Annotated in this window: 8 protein-coding genes; 3 read left to right on the forward strand and 5 right to left on the reverse strand. The window is 64.5% G+C overall.

Features of this window, described 5'->3' with window-relative positions; genetic code table 11:
- Window positions 1-100: 100 nt before the first annotated feature.
- A complete protein-coding gene (locus ACIPQ1_RS25875; protein WP_446535015.1) occupies window positions 101-907 on the reverse strand; it encodes an alpha/beta fold hydrolase in 807 nt (268 codons plus the stop codon).
- A 198-nt stretch (window positions 908-1,105) separates the two neighbouring features.
- On the reverse strand, window positions 1,106-14,110 hold the full coding sequence (locus ACIPQ1_RS25880; RefSeq protein ID WP_446535016.1) for a non-ribosomal peptide synthetase: 13,005 nt from the start codon (window positions 14,108-14,110) through the stop codon (window positions 1,106-1,108).
- A 281-nt stretch (window positions 14,111-14,391) separates the two neighbouring features.
- Between ACIPQ1_RS25880 and ACIPQ1_RS25885 the strand changes: the two genes are divergently transcribed.
- Complete coding sequence (locus ACIPQ1_RS25885; protein ID WP_092327046.1) at window positions 14,392-14,940, forward strand: RNA polymerase factor sigma-70; 549 nt, start codon at window positions 14,392-14,394, stop codon at window positions 14,938-14,940.
- Window positions 14,941-15,050: 110 nt separating this feature from the next.
- On the opposite strand, the gene ACIPQ1_RS25890 is transcribed toward ACIPQ1_RS25885, so the two are convergent.
- From ACIPQ1_RS25890 to ACIPQ1_RS25900, 3 genes are all read right to left on the reverse strand, one after another.
- The gene (locus tag ACIPQ1_RS25890) at window positions 15,051-16,064 is read right to left on the reverse strand and encodes a GNAT family N-acetyltransferase (protein ID WP_250962331.1); all 1,014 of its coding nucleotides are present in this window, start codon (window positions 16,062-16,064) and stop codon (window positions 15,051-15,053) included.
- Between the two features lie 70 nt (window positions 16,065-16,134).
- Complete coding sequence (locus tag ACIPQ1_RS25895) at window positions 16,135-16,911, reverse strand: substrate-binding periplasmic protein (RefSeq protein WP_446535032.1); 777 nt, start codon at window positions 16,909-16,911, stop codon at window positions 16,135-16,137.
- Between the two features lie 114 nt (window positions 16,912-17,025).
- On the reverse strand, window positions 17,026-17,652 hold the full coding sequence (locus tag ACIPQ1_RS25900) for a TetR family transcriptional regulator (RefSeq protein WP_207965822.1): 627 nt from the start codon (window positions 17,650-17,652) through the stop codon (window positions 17,026-17,028).
- A gap of 180 nt (window positions 17,653-17,832) precedes the next feature.
- Between ACIPQ1_RS25900 and ACIPQ1_RS25905 the strand changes: the two genes are divergently transcribed.
- Both ACIPQ1_RS25905 and atuC read left to right on the forward strand, forming a co-directional pair.
- Window positions 17,833-19,623 carry an acyclic terpene utilization AtuA family protein gene (locus ACIPQ1_RS25905; RefSeq protein WP_446535017.1) on the forward strand — a complete coding sequence of 597 codons (1,791 nt, stop codon included), beginning with the start codon at window positions 17,833-17,835 and terminating at the stop codon, window positions 19,621-19,623.
- 177 nt (window positions 19,624-19,800) lie between these two features.
- Window positions 19,801-21,417 carry a geranyl-CoA carboxylase subunit beta gene (gene atuC / locus ACIPQ1_RS25910; protein ID WP_446535018.1) on the forward strand — a complete coding sequence of 539 codons (1,617 nt, stop codon included), beginning with the start codon at window positions 19,801-19,803 and terminating at the stop codon, window positions 21,415-21,417.
- Window positions 21,418-21,441: the final 24 nt, after the last annotated feature.

Raw genomic sequence — 21,441 nt, forward strand, 5'->3', positions numbered from 1 at the left:
TGACAGACACACCGCAATCGCGAGCAAGCTCGCTCCCACAGTAGATTGGCATTGGTTACGAAATCCCTGAGGGAGCAAGCCTGCTCGCGATGGGGATAGTTCAGCGACGCAGGAACTCCAGCAACGCCTCTGTCACGAATTCCGGATTCTCCAGGTTGGAAATATGTCCAGCCTCGGGAATCAGCACATGAGAGCAACCAATCAGCTCGGCCATTTCCAACGCCTCGGACGGTGGACGCGGCTTGTCCTGGTCGCCGCACATCACCAGCGTGCGCTTGGCGTCCAGTTCATGCAGGCGCGGCAGGATGTCGTCCCGGCCAAAAATGATCCGCCCCAGCGGCACGATGCTGTCGCGCAGGCGCTCGGTCGGCAACGCGGCCAAGGTGGCGCGGAACTGCTGGTAGAGCGCCGACTGCGGATCGATACCCGGCCGGAAGAAGATCGGCACGATGATGTCCAGCAACGGCTCGGGGATACTGCCGCTGGCTTCGATCTTGTCGAACAGCGAGAAGTAGTAAAGCCGGGTCGGCTCAGGCTCGACACCGACGTAGGTGTCCATCAATACCAGCGACTGCACGCGCCCGGGCGCCGCCAGTGCCAGCCGCGCGCCCCACATCCCGCCCACTGAAAGCCCGACCAGGTTGAAGCAGTCAATATTTAGGTTATCCATCAATGCCAGCGTCTGGCGGGCCAGGTCGTCCAGGGAAGACATGCCTTCTGGCAAGCGTCCGGACTGGCCGTGGCCCCACAAGTCCAATGCGATGACCCGGTAATGCCGGGACAACACCTCGATCTGCGGCGCCCACATGCTGTGATCCCACAGATAGCTGCTGCCCAGCAGCACCACCGGGCCTTGGCCCTGGTCCAGATAATGGAGCGGTTGTCCGTCGATCATTGCAAAGGGCATCGGTGACCTCCTTGTTTGAGTCTGGAAAAAAGCCCTGGGGAGACTGAGCCGCCAGGCGCGAGGCGTCAACCTTGGGTTTTTTGCTGTTTGTGCCACCGCCATCGCGAGCAAGCTCGCTCCCACAGGGTTTTGTGATCGACGCAAATCCCATGTGGGAGCGAGCTTGCTCGCGATGAGGACATCAAAGACAGCGCAAAACTACATGCCTTCCAACTCCGCCATCAGGTCATTCAACCGATCCACCTTCTCCTCGGTCATCTCACTGGCCGCCAGCCCGTCGATGTACTCGGCCAGTTCCTGCACCGTGCTGCACTCGAACATTGCCCGCAGTGGCACATTGCGTTGCAGGGCCTTTTGCACCCGTGAGGCGATTTGCGTCGCCAGCAAGGAATGGCCGCCCAGTTCGAAGAAGTTGTCCTTCACCCCTACCCGCTCGACTTTCAGCACCTGGGCCCAGATGTCGGCCAGGGTCTGTTCCAGCTCATTGCCGGGGGCCCGGTAGTCCTGGCTGTGCAACTGGCCGATCTCCAGGGCAGGCAAGGCCTTGCGGTCCAGTTTGCCGTTGGCGTTGAGGGGCAGGCGGTCGAGCCACAGCCAGTGCAGCGGCACCATGTATTCGGGCAGTTCGGTCCGCAGGCGCTGCTTGATACGCTCCAGGCGTTCGGCGGGTTTCAGCGCCGAGTCGGTGGCCACGAGGTAGCCCACCAGATGTTTGCCATTGGCCCCATCCTGCACGCCCACCGCGCCATCGCGCACTTCCGGCTGTTCATGCAACCGAGCCTCGATTTCCCCCAGCTCGATGCGGTAGCCGCGGATCTTCACCTGATGGTCGATGCGCCCGACGTATTCCAAGACCCCGTCGCTGCGCCGCCGCGCCAAGTCGCCGGTGCGGTACAGCCGTTCCCCCGGCGCCCCGAACGGGTTCGGCACGAACACCGGGGCAGTGCGCAACGGATCGCTGACATAACCACGCCCGACCCCGGTGCCCGCCACGCACAACTCGCCCACCGCGCCCAGCGGCACCAGGTCCAGCGCGCCGTCGAGCAAATACAAACGGTTGTTGTAGGTGGGCGTGCCAATCGGCAAGTAAGTGCCGCGGGTCGACGCCTGATCGACGCGGAAGAACGCTACGTCGTCGGAGCATTCCGCCGGGCCGTAGGCGTTGACAAGGCCGATGTCCGGGTAGCGCAACAACCACTGGTGAGCCAGTTCCGGCGGCATCGCTTCGCCGGTGGGCAGCATCCAGCGCAGGCCGTCCAGACTGATGCGTTCCTGGGCGAGCATGCCCTGGATCAGCGACGGCACGCTTTCCAGCACGGTAATGCCCTGCTGTTGCACATGCCCTAGCAGCCCTTGCGGATCGTGGGCGATGGCGTTGGGCACTACGTCGACCCGGGCGCCGAACAACGGCGCGGCAAGGAACTGCCAGACCGAAATATCGAAGCTCTGGGAAGCCGTCTGGGCGATCACATCCGCCTCGCTCAGCGCCAGGTACGGCACTTTGCTCAGTTGGTTGTTGAGCATGCCCCGTTGCTCCACCATCACGCCTTTGGGCAGGCCGGTGGAGCCGGAGGTGTAGATCACGTAGGCGAGGTTGTCCGGCCCGCTGTAGACGCCAGGGTTTTGCGGGGAAAAGTCGCCGGCCTGGACGCTTTCCCACACCAGCAGCTTCGGCCGCCCGGAGCAGGCGAACTCATCCAACAAGGCCAGTGCCTGGGCCTGGCAGGCCTGGGTGCAGACCAGCAACGGCGTGCGGCTCAATTCGATGATGCGGCTCAGGCGCTGGCTTGGCAGGCCGGGATCCAGCGGCAGGTAACCGGCACCGGCCTTGAAGCTGCCGATGATCATGCCCAGCAACTCGGCATCTCGTTCGGCCAGCAGCGCCACCGGTTGATCCAGGCCGACACCGGCCGCAATCAGGGCGTGACCGAGGCGGTTGCTGCGGGCATTCAACTCGGCGTAGCTGTAGGTCGCGTCCGGGCAACTGACCGCCGGGCGTTGCGGATGGGCCGCGACCCGCGCCTCGAACAACTCGACGTAGCTCTGCTCCAGCGGATAAGCATGCTCGCTCTGGTTGCAGCCTTCGATCAGGAAAGCCTGTTCTTCGGCACCGATCAGCGGCAGCTCGCTCATATCGCCGTGCAAGCCCTCCATCAGCGCCAGCAGCAGCCGCTTGAACTCGCCCAGCAGGCCTTGGACGGTGCTTTCATCGAAGTAGCGCTGGTCGTACGAAAGGTGCAGCCCCAGGTCGTCTCCCGGGTAGCAGACCGCCGTCAGCGGGAAATTGGTGTGGGTACGACCCGAGTCTGAAGTGGCGTTGAGGCTTTGGGCGCGGTCCAGCACCGAAACCTCCACCGGCGCGTTCTCGAACACGAACAAGCTGTCGAACAATGGCTGGCCCTTGGGCAGTTCGCTGACTTCCTGGATGCTCACCAACGGCAAGTATTCGTACTCGCGCAGTTGCATGTTGCGGTCCAGCAGATCGCTGAGCCACTGGCGCACGCTGCTGCGCTGATGAACCTCGGGCATCTGCACGCGCAAGGCGATGCTGTTGATGAACAGTCCCACGGTGCGTTGCATCTGCGGCAGCTCCACCGGGCGCCCGGCCACGGTGACCCCGAACAACACGTCGCGGTCGCCGCTGACCCGGCGCAGTACCAGGGCCCATGCCGCCTGGGCGAAGGTGTTGACCGTCAGTTGATGGGCCTGGGCCAGCTCCCGCAGCCGCGCACCGTCCCGAACGTCGAGGCGGGTGTAGCAGTCGCCGACGATCATGCCGCCGCTGTCACCGGCGTGCTCGCGCAGGAACGGCCGGTCGCCAGGGATCGGCGTGGTCCGCTCGAAACCTTGCAGGTTGTCCTTCCACCACTGCCGGGCTTCGTCCAGGCTCTGGTGCTGCAGCCAGCCGATGTAGTCGCGATAGCGCGGCGGCACGGCCAACTGCGGTTCGCGTTGTTCACCCAGGGCGGTGTAGACCTCGAAGAAGTCGTCCATCAGCAGCGAACGGCACCAGGCATCGATGAGGATGTGGTGATTGCTCATCATGAACCAGTAGCGTGCCGCGCCGACCCGGATCAGCCGCAAGTGGAACGGGGCCTGGTTCAACAGATCGAAACCGGCCTCGCGCTCATCCTTGAGCAGGGCCTGGAGCTTGGCTTCCTGGGCGTCTTCGGCCACCTCGGTCCAGTCGAGATAGTCCACTGGCGTGCGGCCGGGCTTGTGGATGATTTGCAGCATGTCTTCGCCAACGTTCCAGCAGAACGAGGCGCGCAAGGCTTCGTGGCGAGCGATGACCGCCTGCCAGGCCTGGGCGAAACGCTGCGGGTCCAGTTCGCTGTCGATGCGGTAGCGATCCTGCATGTAGTACAGGCCAGTGCCCGGCTCCAGCAAGGTATGCAGCAGCATGCCTTCCTGCATGGGCGTCAGCGGATAGACATCTTCGATCTGCGCGGCCGGCACAGGCAGGCTATCGAGCTGGCCCTGGGTCAGCTTCGCCAGGGGGAAGTCCGAAGGCGTCAGGCCGCCCGCCTCGTCCGTCAGGCAGTGTTCGATCAGGCGTTGCAACTCATCGAGGTAGGCCTCGGCCAGCGTGGCAATGGTCTCGGGCTCATGACGTTCGGCACTGAAGGTCCAACGCAACACCAGCTCGCCGCCGCTGACCTGGCTGTCGACGCTCAGCTCATTGGGCAGCGGCGCGGCGGGATCATGGATCGCTCCCAGCGGCGCATCCAGCGGCTGGAACAGCGCCTCCTGGCCCAAGGTCTGGTCGAGCTGGCCCAGGTAGTTGAAGGTGATCGCCGCGTGCGACAGGCCGGCCATCGCCTCGCGAGTCGCCGCGTCCGCCAGGTAGCGCAGCACACCATAACCGAGGCCCTTGTGGGGCACCGCGCGCAGCTGCTCCTTGATAGCCTTGATCGAGCCGCTGACGCTTTCGCTCGCGGGAGTCAGGCGCACGGGGTAGACGCTGGTGAGCCAACCCACGGTGCGGGTCAGGTCGAGGTCGTCGAACAGCGCTTCGCGGCCGTGGCCTTCGAGCTGGACCAGGGCCGAATCATGGCCGCTCCATCGGCACAACACTCGAGCCAGCGCCGTGAGCAGCAGGTCATTGACCTGGGTGCGGTAGGCGCTCGGCGCCTGTTGCAGCAGCTGCCGGGTGCGCTCGGCGTCCAGGCGCACGCTGACGGTTTGCCCGTGACGCTCCTGGCCTCCACCCTCGGGGTTCGTGCACGGCAGCGCGACGTGCGCACCGCTCAACTGCGCTTGCCACCAACCGAGTTCTTCGCGCAGGGATTCGCTGCCGGCGTAAGCCTGCAAACGCGCAGTCCAGTCACGCAACGGGCTGGTCTTGGCCGGCAATTGCGCCTCTTGCCCGGCGACGAGCTGGCGGTAGACGGTTTGCAGGTCGTCCATCAGCACCCGCCACGACACACCGTCCACCACCAGGTGATGGATGACGATCAGCAACCGTTGCCGGCCATCCGGCGTTTGCGCCAACACGGCATGCAGCAACGGCCCGGTGGCTAGATTGAAACGGCTCTGCGCCTGGGCAAACAACGCTTCGCACGCTTGCGCGGTGTCCACGGATACCTGCTGCAACAGCACGGCGTCAGACAGCGGCTGGTGCTCGGCGCGCCAGTGCCCGGCGGTTTCGCCGAAGACCAGGCGCAAGGCATCGTGGTGCTGGAAGATCGCGTGCAGGGCCTGTTCCAGCGGTTGCGGGTCCAGGGCCGTGGTCGGTTCCAGCAGCAACGCCTGGTTCCAGTGATGCCGGTTGGGCATCGGGCGGTCGAAGAACCAATGCTGGATCGGCGTCAACCCGGACTCACCCTGCACCAGGCCCTGTTCGGCGTGCACCTGCTGGCTGCGCGTGGCGACGGCGGCCAGGGTCTGTACGGTCTGGTGCTGGAACAAGTCCCGGGGCGTGAAATGAATGCCCTGCTGCCGGGCGCGGCTGACCACCTGGATCGACAGGATCGAATCGCCGCCCAGTTCGAAGAAGTTATCGTTGAGGCCCACCTGCGTCACGTTCAGCACGTCGCACCAGATCGCCGCCAGGGTCTGCTCCAGGGCATTGCTCGGCGCCACGTAGTGTTGGCGATTGAGTTCAGGATCGGGCAGCGGCAAGGCGCGGCGGTCGAGCTTGCCGTTGGCGGTCAGCGGCATGCTCGCCAGCAGGATCAGGTGCGTGGGCACCATGTAGTCCGGCAGTTGGGCCTTGAGATGGTTCTTCAAGGCGTCGCGCAGGGTCGCTTGTTGCTCGCCGTCCTGGCTGGCGATGTCGCTCACCAGGTAGCCGGCCAGTTGCTTGCCGCCCGGCAGGTCGAGAGCCAGGACCACGGCCTCGCGCACCGTCTCATGTTCCAGCAGGCGGGTTTCGATTTCCCCCAGCTCGATGCGGAAACCACGGATTTTCACCTGATGGTCGATCCGTCCCAAATACTCCACCAGACCGTCGGCACGCTGGCGCACCAGGTCGCCGGTGCGATACAAGCGTCCGCCTTCGGAGGCGAACGGGTCGGCGACGAAACGCTCGGCGGTCATGCCCGGACGCTGGTGATAACCCTGGGCCAGGCCAGCACCGCCGACGTACAACTCACCCGTGGCACCTGGCGGCACCAACGCCAGGTCAGCGTCGAGGATGTAGGCCACCCGGGCACCGATCACGCTGCCAATCGGCACACTGGCCGCGCCCTCCTCCAATTGCTCGGGGGCCAGGCTCGCCAGCGGCATGACCACGGTTTCGGTCGGACCGTAGGCGTTGAAGAACAGGCTCGGGCTGAACGCTGCGCGAATGCGCTGCAAATGCTCGCCGGTCAGGGCTTCGCCGCCGGTGATGCACATGCGCACCGGCAAGGTCTGCCCTTGGGTCGCCAACCACTGCGCCAACTGACTGCCATAGCTGGGGGTGAAGCCGAGAATGTTGATGCGATGCTGGCGAATCAGCTCGCAGATCTCCTCGGCGTCCCACTGGCCTTGGGCACGCAGCACTACTTGGGCACCACTGAGCAACGGCACCAACAGGCGTTCGGTGGCGGCGTCGAAGTTGATGGAATAGAAATGCAGCTCGCAATCGTCCGGGCGCATGCCAAAGCGCTGGATCACCGCCTGGCAATGCATGGCGATTTCACCGTGGGACACCACCACGCCCTTGGGCTTGCCGGTGGAGCCGGAGGTGTAGATCAGGTACGCCTGGTGTTGCGGCAGGTTGATCAACGGTAGCGGGTGGTCCGGGTAGTGGGCCAAGGCCGCCGAGTCGTCTTCCAGGCACCAGCAGCCCACGCCCTCGGGCAAAGCACCCAGGGCCTGGAGCATAGCCCGATCGCTGAGCAACAGGCTGATGCCGCTGTCTTCGACCATGTAGTGCAGGCGATCCAGCGGGTATTCCGGATCCAGCGGCACGTAGGCACCGCCGGCCTTGAGGATCGCCAGCAGGCCGACGACCATTTCCAGCGAACGCTCCAGGGCCAGGCCGACCCGCACCTGTGGTCCGACGCCTCGCTCGCGCAAGTGCCAGGCCAGGCGATTGGCGCGGCTGTCCAGTTGCGCATACGTCAGGGTCTGCCCGGCGAAGGTCAGGGCCGGCGCATCGGGACGCGCCCGGGCCTGTTCGTCGAACAGTCCGTGGATGCATTGGTCGAGGCGATGCTCACCGGGCTCGACGCCCAGGCTGTCGAGCAATTGTTGCTGCTCGCCAGCCTCCAGCAACGGCAGCTCGCTCAACCGGCGGGCCGGATCGACCAGCAACGCTTCCAGCAGGTTACGCCAGTGCCCGGCCATGCGCGCGATGCGCGGCTCGTCGAACAGGTCGGTGCTGTAGGTCAGGCAGCAACCCAGGCGCTGGTCCAGATCCGTGACTTCCAGGTTGAGGTCGAACTTGGTGGCCCGGGCGTCGTTGACCAGGTATTCGACGCTCATGCCGGCCAGCGTGCGGCTCTGTTGGAACTCCCAGCGCTGCACGTTGCACATCACTTGGAACAGCGGGTTGTAGGCCGCACTGCGCGGTGGTTGCAGGGCTTCCACCAGATGATCGAACGGCAAGTCCTGATGGGACTGGCCTTCGATGACGGTATGGCGGACCTGTTCGAACAACTCGCCCACCGACATTTGCCCGTCGAGTTGGCAACGCAGCACTTGGGTATTGAGGAACGCACCGATCAGCCCTTCGCTTTCCGGACGGATACGGTTGGCCACCGGCGCGCCGATGCGCAGGTCGGTCTGCCCGCTGTAGCGGTAAAGCAGCACCGCCAGGGCGGCGGTCATGGTCATGAACAGGGTCAGGCCCTGTTGCGCATTGAAGGCGCGGACCCGCGCCGCCAGTTCATCGCTCAGATCGAAACGGAACAATTCGCCGCGATGACTCTGCACGGACGGACGCGGGCGGTCGCCGGGCAGTTCCAGCAGCGGGTGTTCGCGGCCCAGTTGCGCGGTCCAGTAATCCAGCTGCCGCTGACGCTCGCCGGACTCCAGCCACTGGCGCTGCCAGACGCTGTAGTCCAGGTATTGCACCGGCAAGGGCTCGAGCGGCGACTCGCGGTCGTCGACAAAGGCTTCGTACAACGCGCTCAGTTCCCGGGCGAAAATGTCCATCGCCCAGCCTTCGGTGACGATGTGGTGCAGCGTCAGGACAAAGTAATGTTCATGCTCGGCGGTCTTGACCAGGCAGGCCCGTAGCAGCGGCCCGGTTTCCAGGTCGAATGGCTGGTGGGCCTCGCTGTCCGCCAGTTGCTGCACCCGCTGCTGGCGCGTGTCGGCGGCCAGTGTCGAGAAGTCCTTCCAGTCCATGCGCAGGCCCGTCTCGTTGTGCACCTGTTGGCGGGCCACGCCGTCGACGCTCGGGAACGTGGTGCGCAGGGTTTCGTGACGCAGGATCAATGCCTGCAAGGCCGCCTCGAAGCGCCCGACATCCAGTACCCCGCGCAAGCGCGCCATGCCGCCGACGTTGTAGGCCGGGCTGTCCGGCTCCATTTGCCAGAGGAACCACATGCGCTGCTGGGAATACGACAGCGGCACCGGTTGACTGCGGTCGACCTGCTCGATGGCTGGCTGGCGGTTGGTCTGGCCGCTGGCCTGGATCAAGCGCACCTGTTCGGCGAAGGCTCCCAATTCACTGGCCTCGAACAGCGCCCGCAACGGCAGTTCCACGTCACAGGCCTGGCGAGTGCGGGAAATGATCTGGGTCGCCAGCAGCGAATGGCCGCCGAGGGCAAAGAAATCGTCCCGCAGGCCGATACGCGCCAGTCCCAGCACATCGCGCCAGATGCCGGCGATTTGCTGTTCGAGGGCGCTGACCGGCTCGACGTGCTCGCGCACCTGCCAGTGCGGTTCGGGCAAGGCGCGACGGTCGAGCTTGCCGCTCGGGCTCAAGGGCATGGTGTCCAGGCGCAGCAGTTGGGCCGGCACCATGTAGTCCGGCAGCTCGGCGGCCAGGGCGGCCTTGAGTCGACTATTCAACTCGTCCTGACCTTGAGCGACATCCGGCGCGGTGTAATAGCCGATCAGTTGCGGGCCGGCCGAGGTGTCGCGCACCAGCACCGCCACTTGGGCGACGCCGTCCTGGGCCAGCAGGCACGCTTCGATTTCCTGCGGCTCGACCCGGAAGCCGCGCAGCTTGACCTGCTGGTCGAGGCGGCCGAGGTATTCGATCACACCGTCGGCGCTCCAACGGGCGCGGTCGCCAGTCCGGTACAACCGCGCCCCGGCCGGGCCCAAGGGGTCGGCGACGAAACGCTCGGCGCTCAGGCCCGGACGTCCGAGGTAACCCCGGGCCAGGCCCAGGCCGCCGATGCACAGCTCGCCCGGGACACCGGCCGGCACCGGATTGAGGTTGCTGTCGAGCACCCGGCACAGGACGTTGCCCAAGGGACGGCCGATGGGCGAGCGCTCGCCATCGGCTTCGGTGCACTGCCAATGGGTGACGTTGATCGCGGTTTCGGTCGGGCCGTAGCGGTTGTGCAACTGCACCGACGGCAGTTGCGCCAACACCCGGTTGCGCAACTCGGCCGACAAGGCTTCGCCACCGGAAAACAGCCGGCGCAGGCTAGCGCATTGGCCACTCAGGGGTTCATCGATGAACAGGCTGAGCAACGGCGGCACGAAGTGCAGCGTGGTGACGCCAAACTGCTGCACCAACTGGGCGATGCGGTGCGGGTCACGGTGTTCGCCGGGGCCGGCCAGCACCAGTTGGCTGCCAGTGATCAGCGGCCAGAAGCATTCCCAGACCGACACGTCGAAACTGATGGGGGCCTTTTGCATCAGCACATCGCTGGCGTCCAGCCCGTAGTTCGCTTGCATCCATTGCAGGCGCTCGGCCAGGGCCGCGTGGGTGTTGCCGACGCCTTTGGGCTGGCCGGTGGAACCGGAGGTGTAGATCACGTAGGCCAGGTGATCGCCGTGCAGGTGCAGGCCCGGCGGATTGCTTGGCCATTGCTCCAAGTGCAGGGCGTCCATGGCGATGACACTGACGCCGTCGCACGCCGGCAAACGTTCGAGCAGCGCGGTTTGAGTCAGCAGCAGATCGACGCCACTGTCGTGGAGCATGTAGGCCAGGCGGTCGGCCGGGTAGTCCGCATCCAGCGGCACATAGGCGCCGCCGGCCTTGATGATGGCCAACACACCGATGAGCAACTGCGGCGAACGCTCGGCGGCAATCGCCACGCAGACATCCGGGCCAACGCCCTTGTCCCGCAGGTAATGGGCCAAGCGATTGGCCTGGGCGTGCAGCTCGGCATAATCGAGTTGACCGCCGTCCCAGCGCAACGCGATCCGTTGCGGCGTGCAGCGGGCCTGCTCGTTCAGCAGCTCCGGCAGCCATTGACTGGCCGGCGCGCACGGGGCCGCGCTCCATTGCTGCTGTTGGCGGTGCTCATCGGCGGTCAACAGCGGCACGTCGCCAATGGCTTGCTGCGGATCGGCACAGACCGCCCGCAACAGGTTGCAGTAGTGCTCCGCCAGGCGGGCGATGGTCGTCGCCTCGAACAATTCGTCGGCGTAGTCGAACGACAGGGTCAAGCGACCGTTGCGATCTTCTTCGCTGTGCAGTTGCAGATCGAACTTGGCTTCGCGGCTGTGCCACGGCAACTCTTCGGCGAGCAGCCCCGGCAGGCGTCGCAAGGCGCTCAGGTCACGTTGCTGGTGGTTGAACATCACTTGGAACAAGCCGTGCTCGCGCGCCTCGGGAAACGCTTCGAGCAGTTGTTCGAACGGCAGGTCCTGGTGAGCCTGGGCACCCAGCGTGGCTTCCCGGGCCTGGGCCAGCAGCGCGGCGAACGATTGCCGGGAATCGACCTGCCCACGCAGGACCTGGGTGTTGATGAAGAAGCCGATCAGCCCCTGGGTTTCCAGGCGCGGACGGTTGGCGTTGGGCACACCGATGCGCAAGTCGGATTGCTCGGTGTAACGCTGCAACAGCGCCTGGAAGGCGGCCAGCAACAGCATGAACGGCGTCGCGTCATGGGCCTGGGCCACTTGGCGCAGGGCCTCGCCGAGGTCCTTGTCCAGGCGCAAACTGTGCCGCGCGGCGCTGCGTTGGCGTTGAGCGCTGCGTGGATGATCGGTGCCCAACATCAGGGCCGAATGTTCAGCGCCCAGTTGCTGCTTCCAATAGCTCAGTTGACGCTCGGCCTCGCCCTCGGCCAGCCACTGGCGTTGCCAACTGCCGTAGTCGGCGTACTGCAAGGGCAATGGCGCCAGCTCGGCGACCTGCCCTTGGGAAGCGGCGGCGTACAAGCGGGAGAACTCTTCGATCAACACATTCATCGACCAGCCATCGGCGATGATGTGATGCAGCGTCACCAGCAGTTGATGGTCATCCTCGTCGAGGCGCAGCAGGGTGACCCGCAGCAGCGGTCCCTTCTCCAGATCGAACCGCGTGGCCGCCTCGTCTTCTCGAACCTGTCGCGCCCGGGCTGCGCGCGAGTCGGCAGGCAGGTCGCCAAGGTCGATGACATGCAGCTCGAACTCGCCGGCCGGATCGACTTGTTGCAGGGCCACGCCATCGCGCTCCAGGAACCGTGTGCGCAGGGATTCATGACGCTCGATCAGTCGCTGGAAGCTGGCGCGCAAGGCGTCTTCGTCCAACTCGCCGCGCAGGTGCAAGCCACCGGGAATGTTGTAGGCGCGGCTCGTCGGGTCGAGCTGCCAGGTGATCCATAAACGGTTCTGCGCCAGGGATTGCGGCAGTGGCGCGTGGCGCGGCAACGCGCTGATGGCGCCCCGGGCCTGGCCGCCGCCCTGCTGCTGGTTCGCCACCGCTGCCGCGAACGCGGCCAGGGTCGGGGCTTCGAACAGCAGGCGCAGGTTGAGCGCCAGTCCGAGGGTTTCACTCAATCGCGCAATCACCTGGGTGGCAGCGATGGAGTTGCCACCCAGCAGGAAAAAATGATCATCAGCCTGGACTTGCTCGACCTGTAGCTGCTCTCGCCAGACCTGGCCGATGAGGGTTTGCAATTCGCAGGACTGCGCGGACTCATCCGCCACGGTGACTTCGGTTGACGGGGTTACTTCGGCTGAGGGGAACTGGGCATAACTGTCCAAGCTGCCGTCGGCCAATCGGGTGCGGCAGGCCGAGCGCTGCAACTTGCCGCTGGAGGTCTTGGGCAACGCGCCGGGATTGAGCAGCACAACCACGCTTGGGGCTTGCTGGCAGGCCTCGGCCACCGCCTGGCGAATGAGCTTGATCAGGGCTTCCGGCGGCAGGATTTTCTGCACGCTGCGGCTGATTTCCGCGGCGATGCCGATGCCTTCCTCCCCCCCGTCGTTGACCGAGAACGCCGCCACCCGGCCCTTGCGCACCACCTCCACTTCACGCTCGATGGTTTGCTCGATGTCCTGGGGATAAAGGTTGTGCCCGCGCACGATCAGCAAGTCTTTCAGGCGCCCGGTGATGAACAGTTCACCGCCGCGCAGGAATCCCAGGTCACCGGTGCGCAGCCAGGTCCGGCCGTCGTGCTGGACAAAGGTCTTGGCGCTGGCTTCAGGGTTGCGCCAATAGCCCAGGGCGATGCTCGGCCCGGCGGCCCAGACTTCACCGACCTGATTGTCGGCCAATGGCTGCAACGTCGCCGGCTCGACGACCAGCACCGCGTGCCCGGGCTGACTGACACCACAACTCATCACCGCGCTGCCCTGCCCCGGCTCGACCCGGTTTTGCGCCAGTGCCGCCTCAACCACCCGCAGCGAAGGAATGCCATGGTGGCGTGGCGTGCCGGCGACGAACAAGGTCGCTTCGGCCAGGCCGTAGGAGGCCATGAAATTATCTGGCGTGAAGCCGCACGGGGCGAACTTCTCGGCAAATCGTTCCAGGGTGTCGAGGCGAATCGGCTCGGAGCCGGAATAGGCCACGCGCCAGCCGCTCAGGTCGAGACGCTGCAGGGCTGAATCACTGACCCGCTCGCTGCATAACCGGTAGGCGAAATCCGGACCACCGCTGATGGTGCCGCCGTATTCGCTGATCGCTTCGAGCCAACGCAGGGGGCGGGCCAGGAAATAAGCCGGGGACATCAATACACAGGGAACGCCACTGAACACTGGCTGCAACAGGCCGCCAATCAGGCCCATGTCGTGGTACAGCGGCAGCCAACTGACGATCACATCGTCGGGGTTCAGGTCGATGCCGAAGCCATGGCGGATCAGCAATTCGTTGGCCACCAGGTTGCCGTGGCTGACCTGCACGCCCTTGGGCAATGCAGTGGAACCGGAGGTGTATTGCAGGAAGGCAATGTCATCGTCCTGCAGCATCGGCATCCGCCATTGTCCGGCGCGGGCCGGGTCGAGGGTATCGACGCACACTACCGGTGGCGCCGATTCGATGGCTTGCAGCGGTTCGCGCAGGTCGCTGCTGGTGAGCAGCAGGCGCGGTTCGGCGTCCTTGAGGATCGACAACAGTCGCTCTTGATGGTGGCGACGAGTGGATTCCGGCGGATAGGCCGGCACGGCAATCACCCCGGCGTAGAGACAGCCAAAGAACGCTGCGACGTAATCCGGGCCACTGGGGAACAGCAGCACCACGCGATCGCCCAGCGCCGCGTCGGCCTGCAAGGCGCTGGCGATGGTCCGGGCGCGCAGGTCCAGGTCGCGATAACTCAACACCACACCCTGCCCAGGGGTGTCGGCAAGGAAGCGCAGGGCCACCCGGTCCGGCGTCAGCGCGGCACGGCGCTGGAGGGCATGAGCCAGGGTGCTGGGGAGTTCGAACGCGTCGGTCATGGGGGTTTCCTGCCTGAATTCGGCTTGCAAGTTGTCCCCCATGGAACGGATAGCGGCGGCAAATAATTAGTCGGGCAGCTGACTCACCAAGGCCTGCCGCGAAGCATCCGACAGCCAGGCGCCGCGGCAATGGGTCGCGGCGCCGAGACTGGACTTTATTGCATCAATAATTCTTCTTCTCAATTGACAATCATTATCATTAAGCCTAATTTGGCGCTCGATGTGTAGGACGGGTCCGGCATCCGGACGTCCCGCTAACTTTTTGCAGCAAGGTGAATTCCATGACGGAACAAGTATCCACAAGCAGGTGCGACTCACCGTTACTCCAGGCGTTCGTCGATAACCGACTGATCCTGGTCAAGATCGCGGCGCGCATTACCGGCTGCCGGTCCCGCGCGGAAGATGTGGTGCAGGACGCTTTTTTCCGGCTGCAATCGGCGCCACAAATCACCTCCTCGTTCAAGGCGCAGCTCAGTTACCTGTTTCAGATCGTGCGCAACCTGGCGATCGACCACTACCGCAAGCAGGCGCTGGAACAGCGATACTCGGGGCCGGAAGAGGAAGGGTTGAACGTGGTGATCCAGGGTGCTTCGCCAGAAACCTCCCATATCAACTTCTCCACGCTGGAGCACATCGCCGACGCGCTGACCGAACTGCCCAGCCGCACCCGCTATGCCTTCGAGATGTACCGCCTGCACGGCGTGCCGCAGAAGGACATCGCCAAGGAACTGGGCGTCTCGCCGACCCTGGTGAACTTCATGATCCGCGACGCGCTGGTGCATTGCCGCAAGGTGTCGGGGGTTCGCGGGGATACGTTCGCCCGGCGGTAACTTGCGGTGGTTTTGCCGGCCTCATCGCGAGCAAGCTCGCTCCCACAATTCTGGCAATCACTGAAGATCCACTGTGGGAGCGAGCTTGCTCGCGATGAGGCCATAAGGTTTCACATCAACCCACACCGATCAAAGAACCGCTCACGCCCCAGGATCATCAGCGCCGCGCGCTTGTGGGGAAAATCGAATTCCTTCTCGCAATGAAAGCACTGGTCATGCAAGTGCCCGATCATCCGCGCATTGTCGGCCCGGGGCTCGGCGACCACGCGCTGGGTGCGCGGGTCGTCCAGGAACAGGTAGTGCACCAGCGCCGACAGCCAGCTCGCCACCTTGTGCGGCCCGCGGTGCTGCTCTTCGCCCACCAGCATATGGATGCCGCGGTCGTAGTGGTCGGCCTCATAGAACGGCGCGATCCGATCTTCCTTGGCCCAATAGGCTTCGAAGTAAGCGAACGGCTGGTCATCGAAGCAACCGATCAGGGTCAAGACCCGCGGATCGGCCTGCAGCTTGCCCAGGTACTCGCGATGCTGTTCCAGGCTGCCCTCCTCCTGCCAGAAACTCGCCACCCGCGGGCTGTTCTGCCAGCGGTTGAAACGTTCCAGGTCCTGCTCGATTTCCAGGGTGCGCAAGGACACCCAGGCCCCCAGCCGCGCATCGAAACGTCGGTACACCTCACCGCGCGGCTTGATCGGCCGGCGTGGATGGCGACGACCATCGGTGATGACCATCTGTTGCGGGTAACTGCCGCTGAACGACTCCCCCAGCCAAGGCTGCGGCAATTGCCAGAACAGCGTGCGCTCGCAACGGTATTCACCGGCACGTTCGGTGCCCGTCAGTAAACCGCTGAGCAAGGCTTCGCCAGGGCGCTCGTCGAGGTGCCAGGTCAGGCGCTGGCACTCGGGATCGCGGGCAAACAGCCAATAGCAGGCTGCCCACAACGCCGGGCCCATCGGACGGTCGTTGATTTCCTGTAAATGCACATGCAACTCGGGACCGCGCACCAGGCGCAGCCGGATCAGCGGCGCGCCTTCGAGCATCAGGCTCAGGTGGCGTTCGGTTTCATCGGCGCCGAGGCGACGACCGCCGGGCAAGGGCAGCGTCGTCGGGTGGTTGAGGTTGGACATGGGAGCGGCTCGCGTATTCGTCGGTAGTCAACGTGGGACGTGAGCCGGGAAGGGAAATTTAGTGGCACCGTCAATGGGAATGCGTGGGCACCAGCTGGATCTGGTACGGCTGGAAAATCTTCAGCAGTTGACCGTTGTCCCGCAGCGTTTGCAGCAACTGTGCGAACGCTTCACTGGAAATGGGCGCCTGCGGCCGAATCAACGCGTAATGGTGGTAAACCTGATCGATGCGTTCGGACACCAGCAATTGCGGGCCGACTTCCGGGTTGCGCAACACGTAATCGTTGAGGTACGAACGGGTCACCAGGGCGATGTCCGCCCGCCCGCGCAACACCATCAGCAGGTTGCTGTCATGGGAGTACGTCAGCGTGGCGTTGTATTGGCCGGCGAGGAACTTGGGGTCGGGGTTGAATTCGGCAAAGGCGTAGTGGTAACCACTGAACAACGCCAGGCGCTTGCCCCTGAGGTCGGCGAAATAACTTTGCTGGCGATCCGGCTGGCGCTGGGCGACGAAGACCTCCGCATCTTCCAGGCCCATGTCCACGGCAGTGTGTGGCACATCCTGCCAACCCCATTCGGGGTTCTCGAAAATCGCCATGTCGACCCGGCCTTGCTTGAAATCATTGAAGCGGCGCGGGATCGACGTCGGCACCAGTACGAACTGATAGTCGCTTTGCGACTGGTTCAAGGCCTCGACCATCTGCGGCAACAGGCCGGTGTCGGCGCCGTTCTCGGGACGAACGGTGTAGGGCGGAAAATGCGCCGCGCCGATCCGCACCTGTTGCGCCGCCTCGATCGGCAACGCCAGGAAAGCGGCCAAAGCAGCCATTAGCACACGCGAGGTCATCCCCATCGGCGAAAACGTCAAGATAACCCACTCCCCAAAAGTCCCGTCACTACAATCAAGCTAGGCGGTTTCAGCCGCTTAGCCAGCCACACGGCCCTTCAAAGCACCGTTCGATTATTGTTTTTCTTCAAGCACCAGGATCAGGGCCTGCTCGGCCAGTTCATCGAGACTCAAGCTGCCTTCGGCGCGAAACCAGGTGGTGGTCCAGGACAACGCCCCGGTTAGGAACCGTCGAGTAATGGACACGTCCCCGCGAATATACCCGGCCTCCTTGGCTTGGCCCAGAACCTCCAGCCACAAGTCTTCATAAATGTCACGCAGGGCCAGTACCTGCCGCTGTCCGTCCTGCGAAAGCGAACGCCATTCATAGACCAGCACGGCCATGGCCTCGCCCGTGCCGCCCATGATCGACTGCAATTCGCAGCGGATCAGCGCCAGCACCCGCTCGCGCACGCTGTCGGCCTCGGCCAGGGCGGCGCGCATCAGCGCAGTGTTGTAGCGGATGGTTTCTTCCATCACCGCCCGCAGGATTTCATCCTTGCTTTTGAAATGGTGGAAGATGCTGCCCGACTGGATGCCCACGGCACTGGCCAGGTCGCGCACCGTGGTGCGCTCGAAGCCCTTGTTGCGAAACAGATGGGCGGCGGTCTGGAGCAGTTTGCCGCGAGCACTGTCCGGATCGGTCAGTTGCCCGCTGTCGACCAGCTCACGCATCACGCCCAGGGCTTTTTGCTCGTCCACCCATTCTCTCCTACAGTCGATCAACCAACGCGCCGCCATTGCACGTCAAACCATCGGTGGCGCGGGCAATTTAAGCCGAGCGAGGCAACCAAGCAAGCGCTCGGCCACAAGTACGGGACAGCGTTTACAAACCAAGCGCTTGCTTGGTAGTCTCGAACCACCTTTGCCGGAGGGAACGCCATGGGAAAAACGATCCGTATCGGTTGCGCCAGTGCCTTTTGGGGCGATACCTGCACCGCGGCGGCGCAACTGATCGAGGGAGGGAAGCTGGATTACCTGGTGTTCGACTATCTGGCCGAAGTGACGATGTCGGTCATGGCCGGGGCGCGCTTGAAGGACCCGTCGAGCGGCTATGCCACGGACTTCATCGAGGTCCTCACCCCGCTGCTCAAGCGATTGCATGACGACCGGATCCGCGTCATCAGCAACGCCGGCGGGGTCAATCCCCAGGCCTGTGCGAGGGCCTTGCAAGCCGCCTGTGATCAGGCCGGCGTAGCGCTGAAAATCGCCGTGCTGCTGGGCGATGACCTGCAACCGCAAGGCGAATGGCTCGCCGCCCAAGGCATCCGCGAGATGTCCAGCGGCGAGCCCCTGCCGCCCGCGTGCGTGTCCATCAATGCCTACCTCGGCGCGCCCGGTATCGTCGAAGCGTTGCGCCTGGGCGCCGATGTGGTGATCACCGGGCGAGTGGTGGACAGCGCCGTGGTCAGCGCCGCCCTGGTGCATGAGTTCGGCTGGGCCTGGGACGATTACGACCGATTGGCCCAGGCCGCGCTGGCGGGGCATCTCATCGAGTGCGGCGCCCAGTGCACCGGCGGAAATTTCACCGACTGGCAGCAAGTGCCGGATTTCGAGCACATTGGCTTCCCCATCGTCGAAGCCAGCGCCGACGGCCAATTTATCGTCACCAAGCCTGAAGGCAGCGGTGGACTGGTCACGCCGCTGACCGTCGGCGAGCAGTTGCTCTACGAAATCGGCGACCCGCAAGGTTACCTGCTGCCGGACGTGATCTGTGATTTCAGCCAGGTCAGGTTGACCCAGCAGGGCAAGCACGCCGTGCGCGTCCACGGGGCCAAGGGGCTGCCGCCCAGCGACCGGTACAAGGTCTGCACCACCTGGTTGGACGGCTGGCGCTGCACCGCCACGTGCCTGATCGCCGGCATCGATGCCGTGGCCAAGGCTGAACGGGTCAGCCAGGCGATCATCGCCAAGACCTCGCAGCTATTGCGCCAGCGTGGCTGGGCGCCCTTCAGCGAAGTGAACATCGAACTGCTGGGCAGCGAAGCCACTTACGGCCCACATGGCCAGCGCCGGGACAGCCGTGAGGTGGTCATCAAACTGGCGGTGCGACACCCGGACAAACAACCGTTGGTGCTGTTTTCCAGGGAAATCGCCCAAGCCGCCACCGGCATGGCGCCGGGACTGACCGGCCTGGTCGGTGGCCGGCCGACGGTGTCGCCGTTGATTCGCCTTTTCTCGTTCCTGATCGACAAAGCCACTTGCCGGCTCGACATCGAGTTCGACGGCCAGCGCCACCCGTGTCCCCTGCCCGCCCTCGAACCGCTGGACATCACCGGCCTGCCGGTCGCCCCGGACCTGCCCAAACCCCAGGGCCGGGCCGACGCCAGCGTGCCGCTGATCAAACTGGCGGTGGCGCGCTCCGGCGACAAGGGCAACCACAGCAACATTGGCGTGATTGCCCGCGAGCCCGAATACCTGCCCTGGATCGCCGAAGCGCTGACCCCGGAGGTGATGGTCGACTGGATGAGCCACGTGCTCGACCCGCAGTTGGGCCGGGTCGAACGCTGGTACCTGCCGGGCACCCACAGTTTGAATTTCCTGCTGGAAAACGCCCTCGGTGGCGGCGGTGTCGCCAGCCTGCGCATCGACCCCCAGGGCAAGGCGTTCGCCCAGCAATTGCTGGAGATTCAGATACCGGTGCCGCAACACGTTGCCGATCAGGTCGGCTAAGGACGGTCGCCATGGCAAATGAACGATCTGCAGCACCTGTGAAACCTGTGGCGAGGGAGCTTGCTCCCGCTGGGTTGCGCAGCGACCCCGGCTTTTGCGATTGCTGCGCAATCGAGCGGGAGCAAGCTCCCTCGCCACAGGGTTTGGCGCTAATCCGTTCCAACACGAGGAGTCTGCATGCCGGTCATCGAATCGCACCTGGATCCCCACAGCGCTGACTTCGCGCGCCATTACACGGCGATGCTGGCCGGCGTCGAACAACTGCGCCAGCTCGAACAGGCCGTGGTGGAGAAAGCGGCCCAGGCCCAGGGCAAATTCGAACGGCGCGGCCAACTGTTGCCGCGCCAACGCCTGAACCTGCTGCTGGACCCCGGCGCGCCGTTTCTTGAGCTGGCGAGCCTGGCCGGCTACAAACTCCATGACGACAAGGATGGCAGCCAGGCCGGAGGCGGCCTGATCGCCGGGATCGGCTACGTGTCCGGGACGCGGGTGCTGGTGGTGGTCAACAACAGCGCGATCAAGGGTGGCACGATTTCCCCCAGCGGCTTGCTCAAGACCCTGCGCCTGCAACAGATCGCCATGGAAAACAAACTGCCGGTCATCACCCTGGCCGAAAGTGGCGGCGCCAATCTCAATTACGCCGCGCAGATTTTCGTCGAAGGCGCGCGCTGCTTCGCCAATCAGGCACGTATGTCGGCCATGGGCCTGCCGCAGATCACCGTGGTGCATGGCTCCGCCACGGCCGGCGGAGCCTATCAGCCGGGTTTGTCGGACTACGTGGTGGTGGTGCGCGATAAGGCGCGGTTGTTCCTGGCCGGGCCGCCGTTGCTCAAGGCCGCGACCGGCGAAGTGGCCAGCGAAGAAGAACTGGGCGGTGCGCTGATGCACGCGCAGGTGGCCGGCACCGCCGAATACCTGGCCGAGAACGATGCCGATGGCGTACGCCTGGCCCGGGAAATCCTCAGCCTGCTGCCCTGGGATGCACAACTGCCGTCACAACCCGAACGAACCTGGACCGAGCCGCTCTACCCCGCCGACGAATTATTGGGACTGGTGCCCGACGACCCGAAGAAGCCTTATGACGTGCGGGAAATCATCGCCCGCATCGCCGACGGCTCGAACTTCCTGGCTTTCAAAAGCGAATTCGACGCCCAGACGATTTGCGGCCACCTGCACATTCGCGGCCATGCCTGTGGCCTGATCGGCAACAACGGACCGATCACGCCCCAGGGCGCCAGCAAGGCCGCGCAGTTCATCCAATTGTGCGACCAGAGCCGCACACCATTGCTGTTCTTGCACAACACCACCGGATTCATGGTCGGCACCGAGTCCGAGCGACAAGGGGTGATCAAGCACGGGGCCAAGATGATACAGGCCGTGGCCAATGCCCGGGTGCCCAAGCTGACCGTCGTCGTAGGCGGCTCCTACGGCGCCGGCAACTACGCTATGTGCGGCCGCGGGCTTGATCCGCGCTTCATCTTCGCCTGGCCCAACAGCCACACCGCCGTGATGGGCGGCGCCCAGGCCGGCAAGGTCCTGCGAATGATCACCGAGGCCACGCAACTCAAGAACGGCCTGAGCCCCGACCCGAAGATGCTGGACCTGCTCGAGCACACCACCGCGCAGAAACTCGACAGCCAATCCACCGCCCTCTACGGCAGCGCCAGCCTGTGGGACGACGGGCTTATCGACCCGCGTGATACCCGCACATTGCTAGGCTTTCTGCTGGACATCTGTCACGAGGCCGAACAGCGGCCATTGCAAGCCAACAGCTTTGGCGTGGCCCGTTTCTGAGCGCTGACTCCAGGAGAACAACAA

The sequence above is a fragment of the Pseudomonas sp. LARHCG127 genome (assembly GCF_052871455.1).

Coding starts and splice junctions, on each gene's coding strand:
- atuC (WP_446535018.1), top strand. CDS start 19,801: ATGCCGGTCATCGAATCGCACCTGGATCCCCACAGCGCTGACTTCGCG.
- ACIPQ1_RS25885 (WP_092327046.1), top strand. CDS start 14,392: ATGACGGAACAAGTATCCACAAGCAGGTGCGACTCACCGTTACTCCAG.
- ACIPQ1_RS25905 (WP_446535017.1), top strand. CDS start 17,833: ATGGGAAAAACGATCCGTATCGGTTGCGCCAGTGCCTTTTGGGGCGAT.
- ACIPQ1_RS25890 (WP_250962331.1), bottom strand. CDS start 16,064: ATGTCCAACCTCAACCACCCGACGACGCTGCCCTTGCCCGGCGGTCGT.
- ACIPQ1_RS25875 (WP_446535015.1), bottom strand. CDS start 907: ATGCCCTTTGCAATGATCGACGGACAACCGCTCCATTATCTGGACCAG.
- ACIPQ1_RS25895 (WP_446535032.1), bottom strand. CDS start 16,911: ATGACCTCGCGTGTGCTAATGGCTGCTTTGGCCGCTTTCCTGGCGTTG.
- ACIPQ1_RS25880 (WP_446535016.1), bottom strand. CDS start 14,110: ATGACCGACGCGTTCGAACTCCCCAGCACCCTGGCTCATGCCCTCCAG.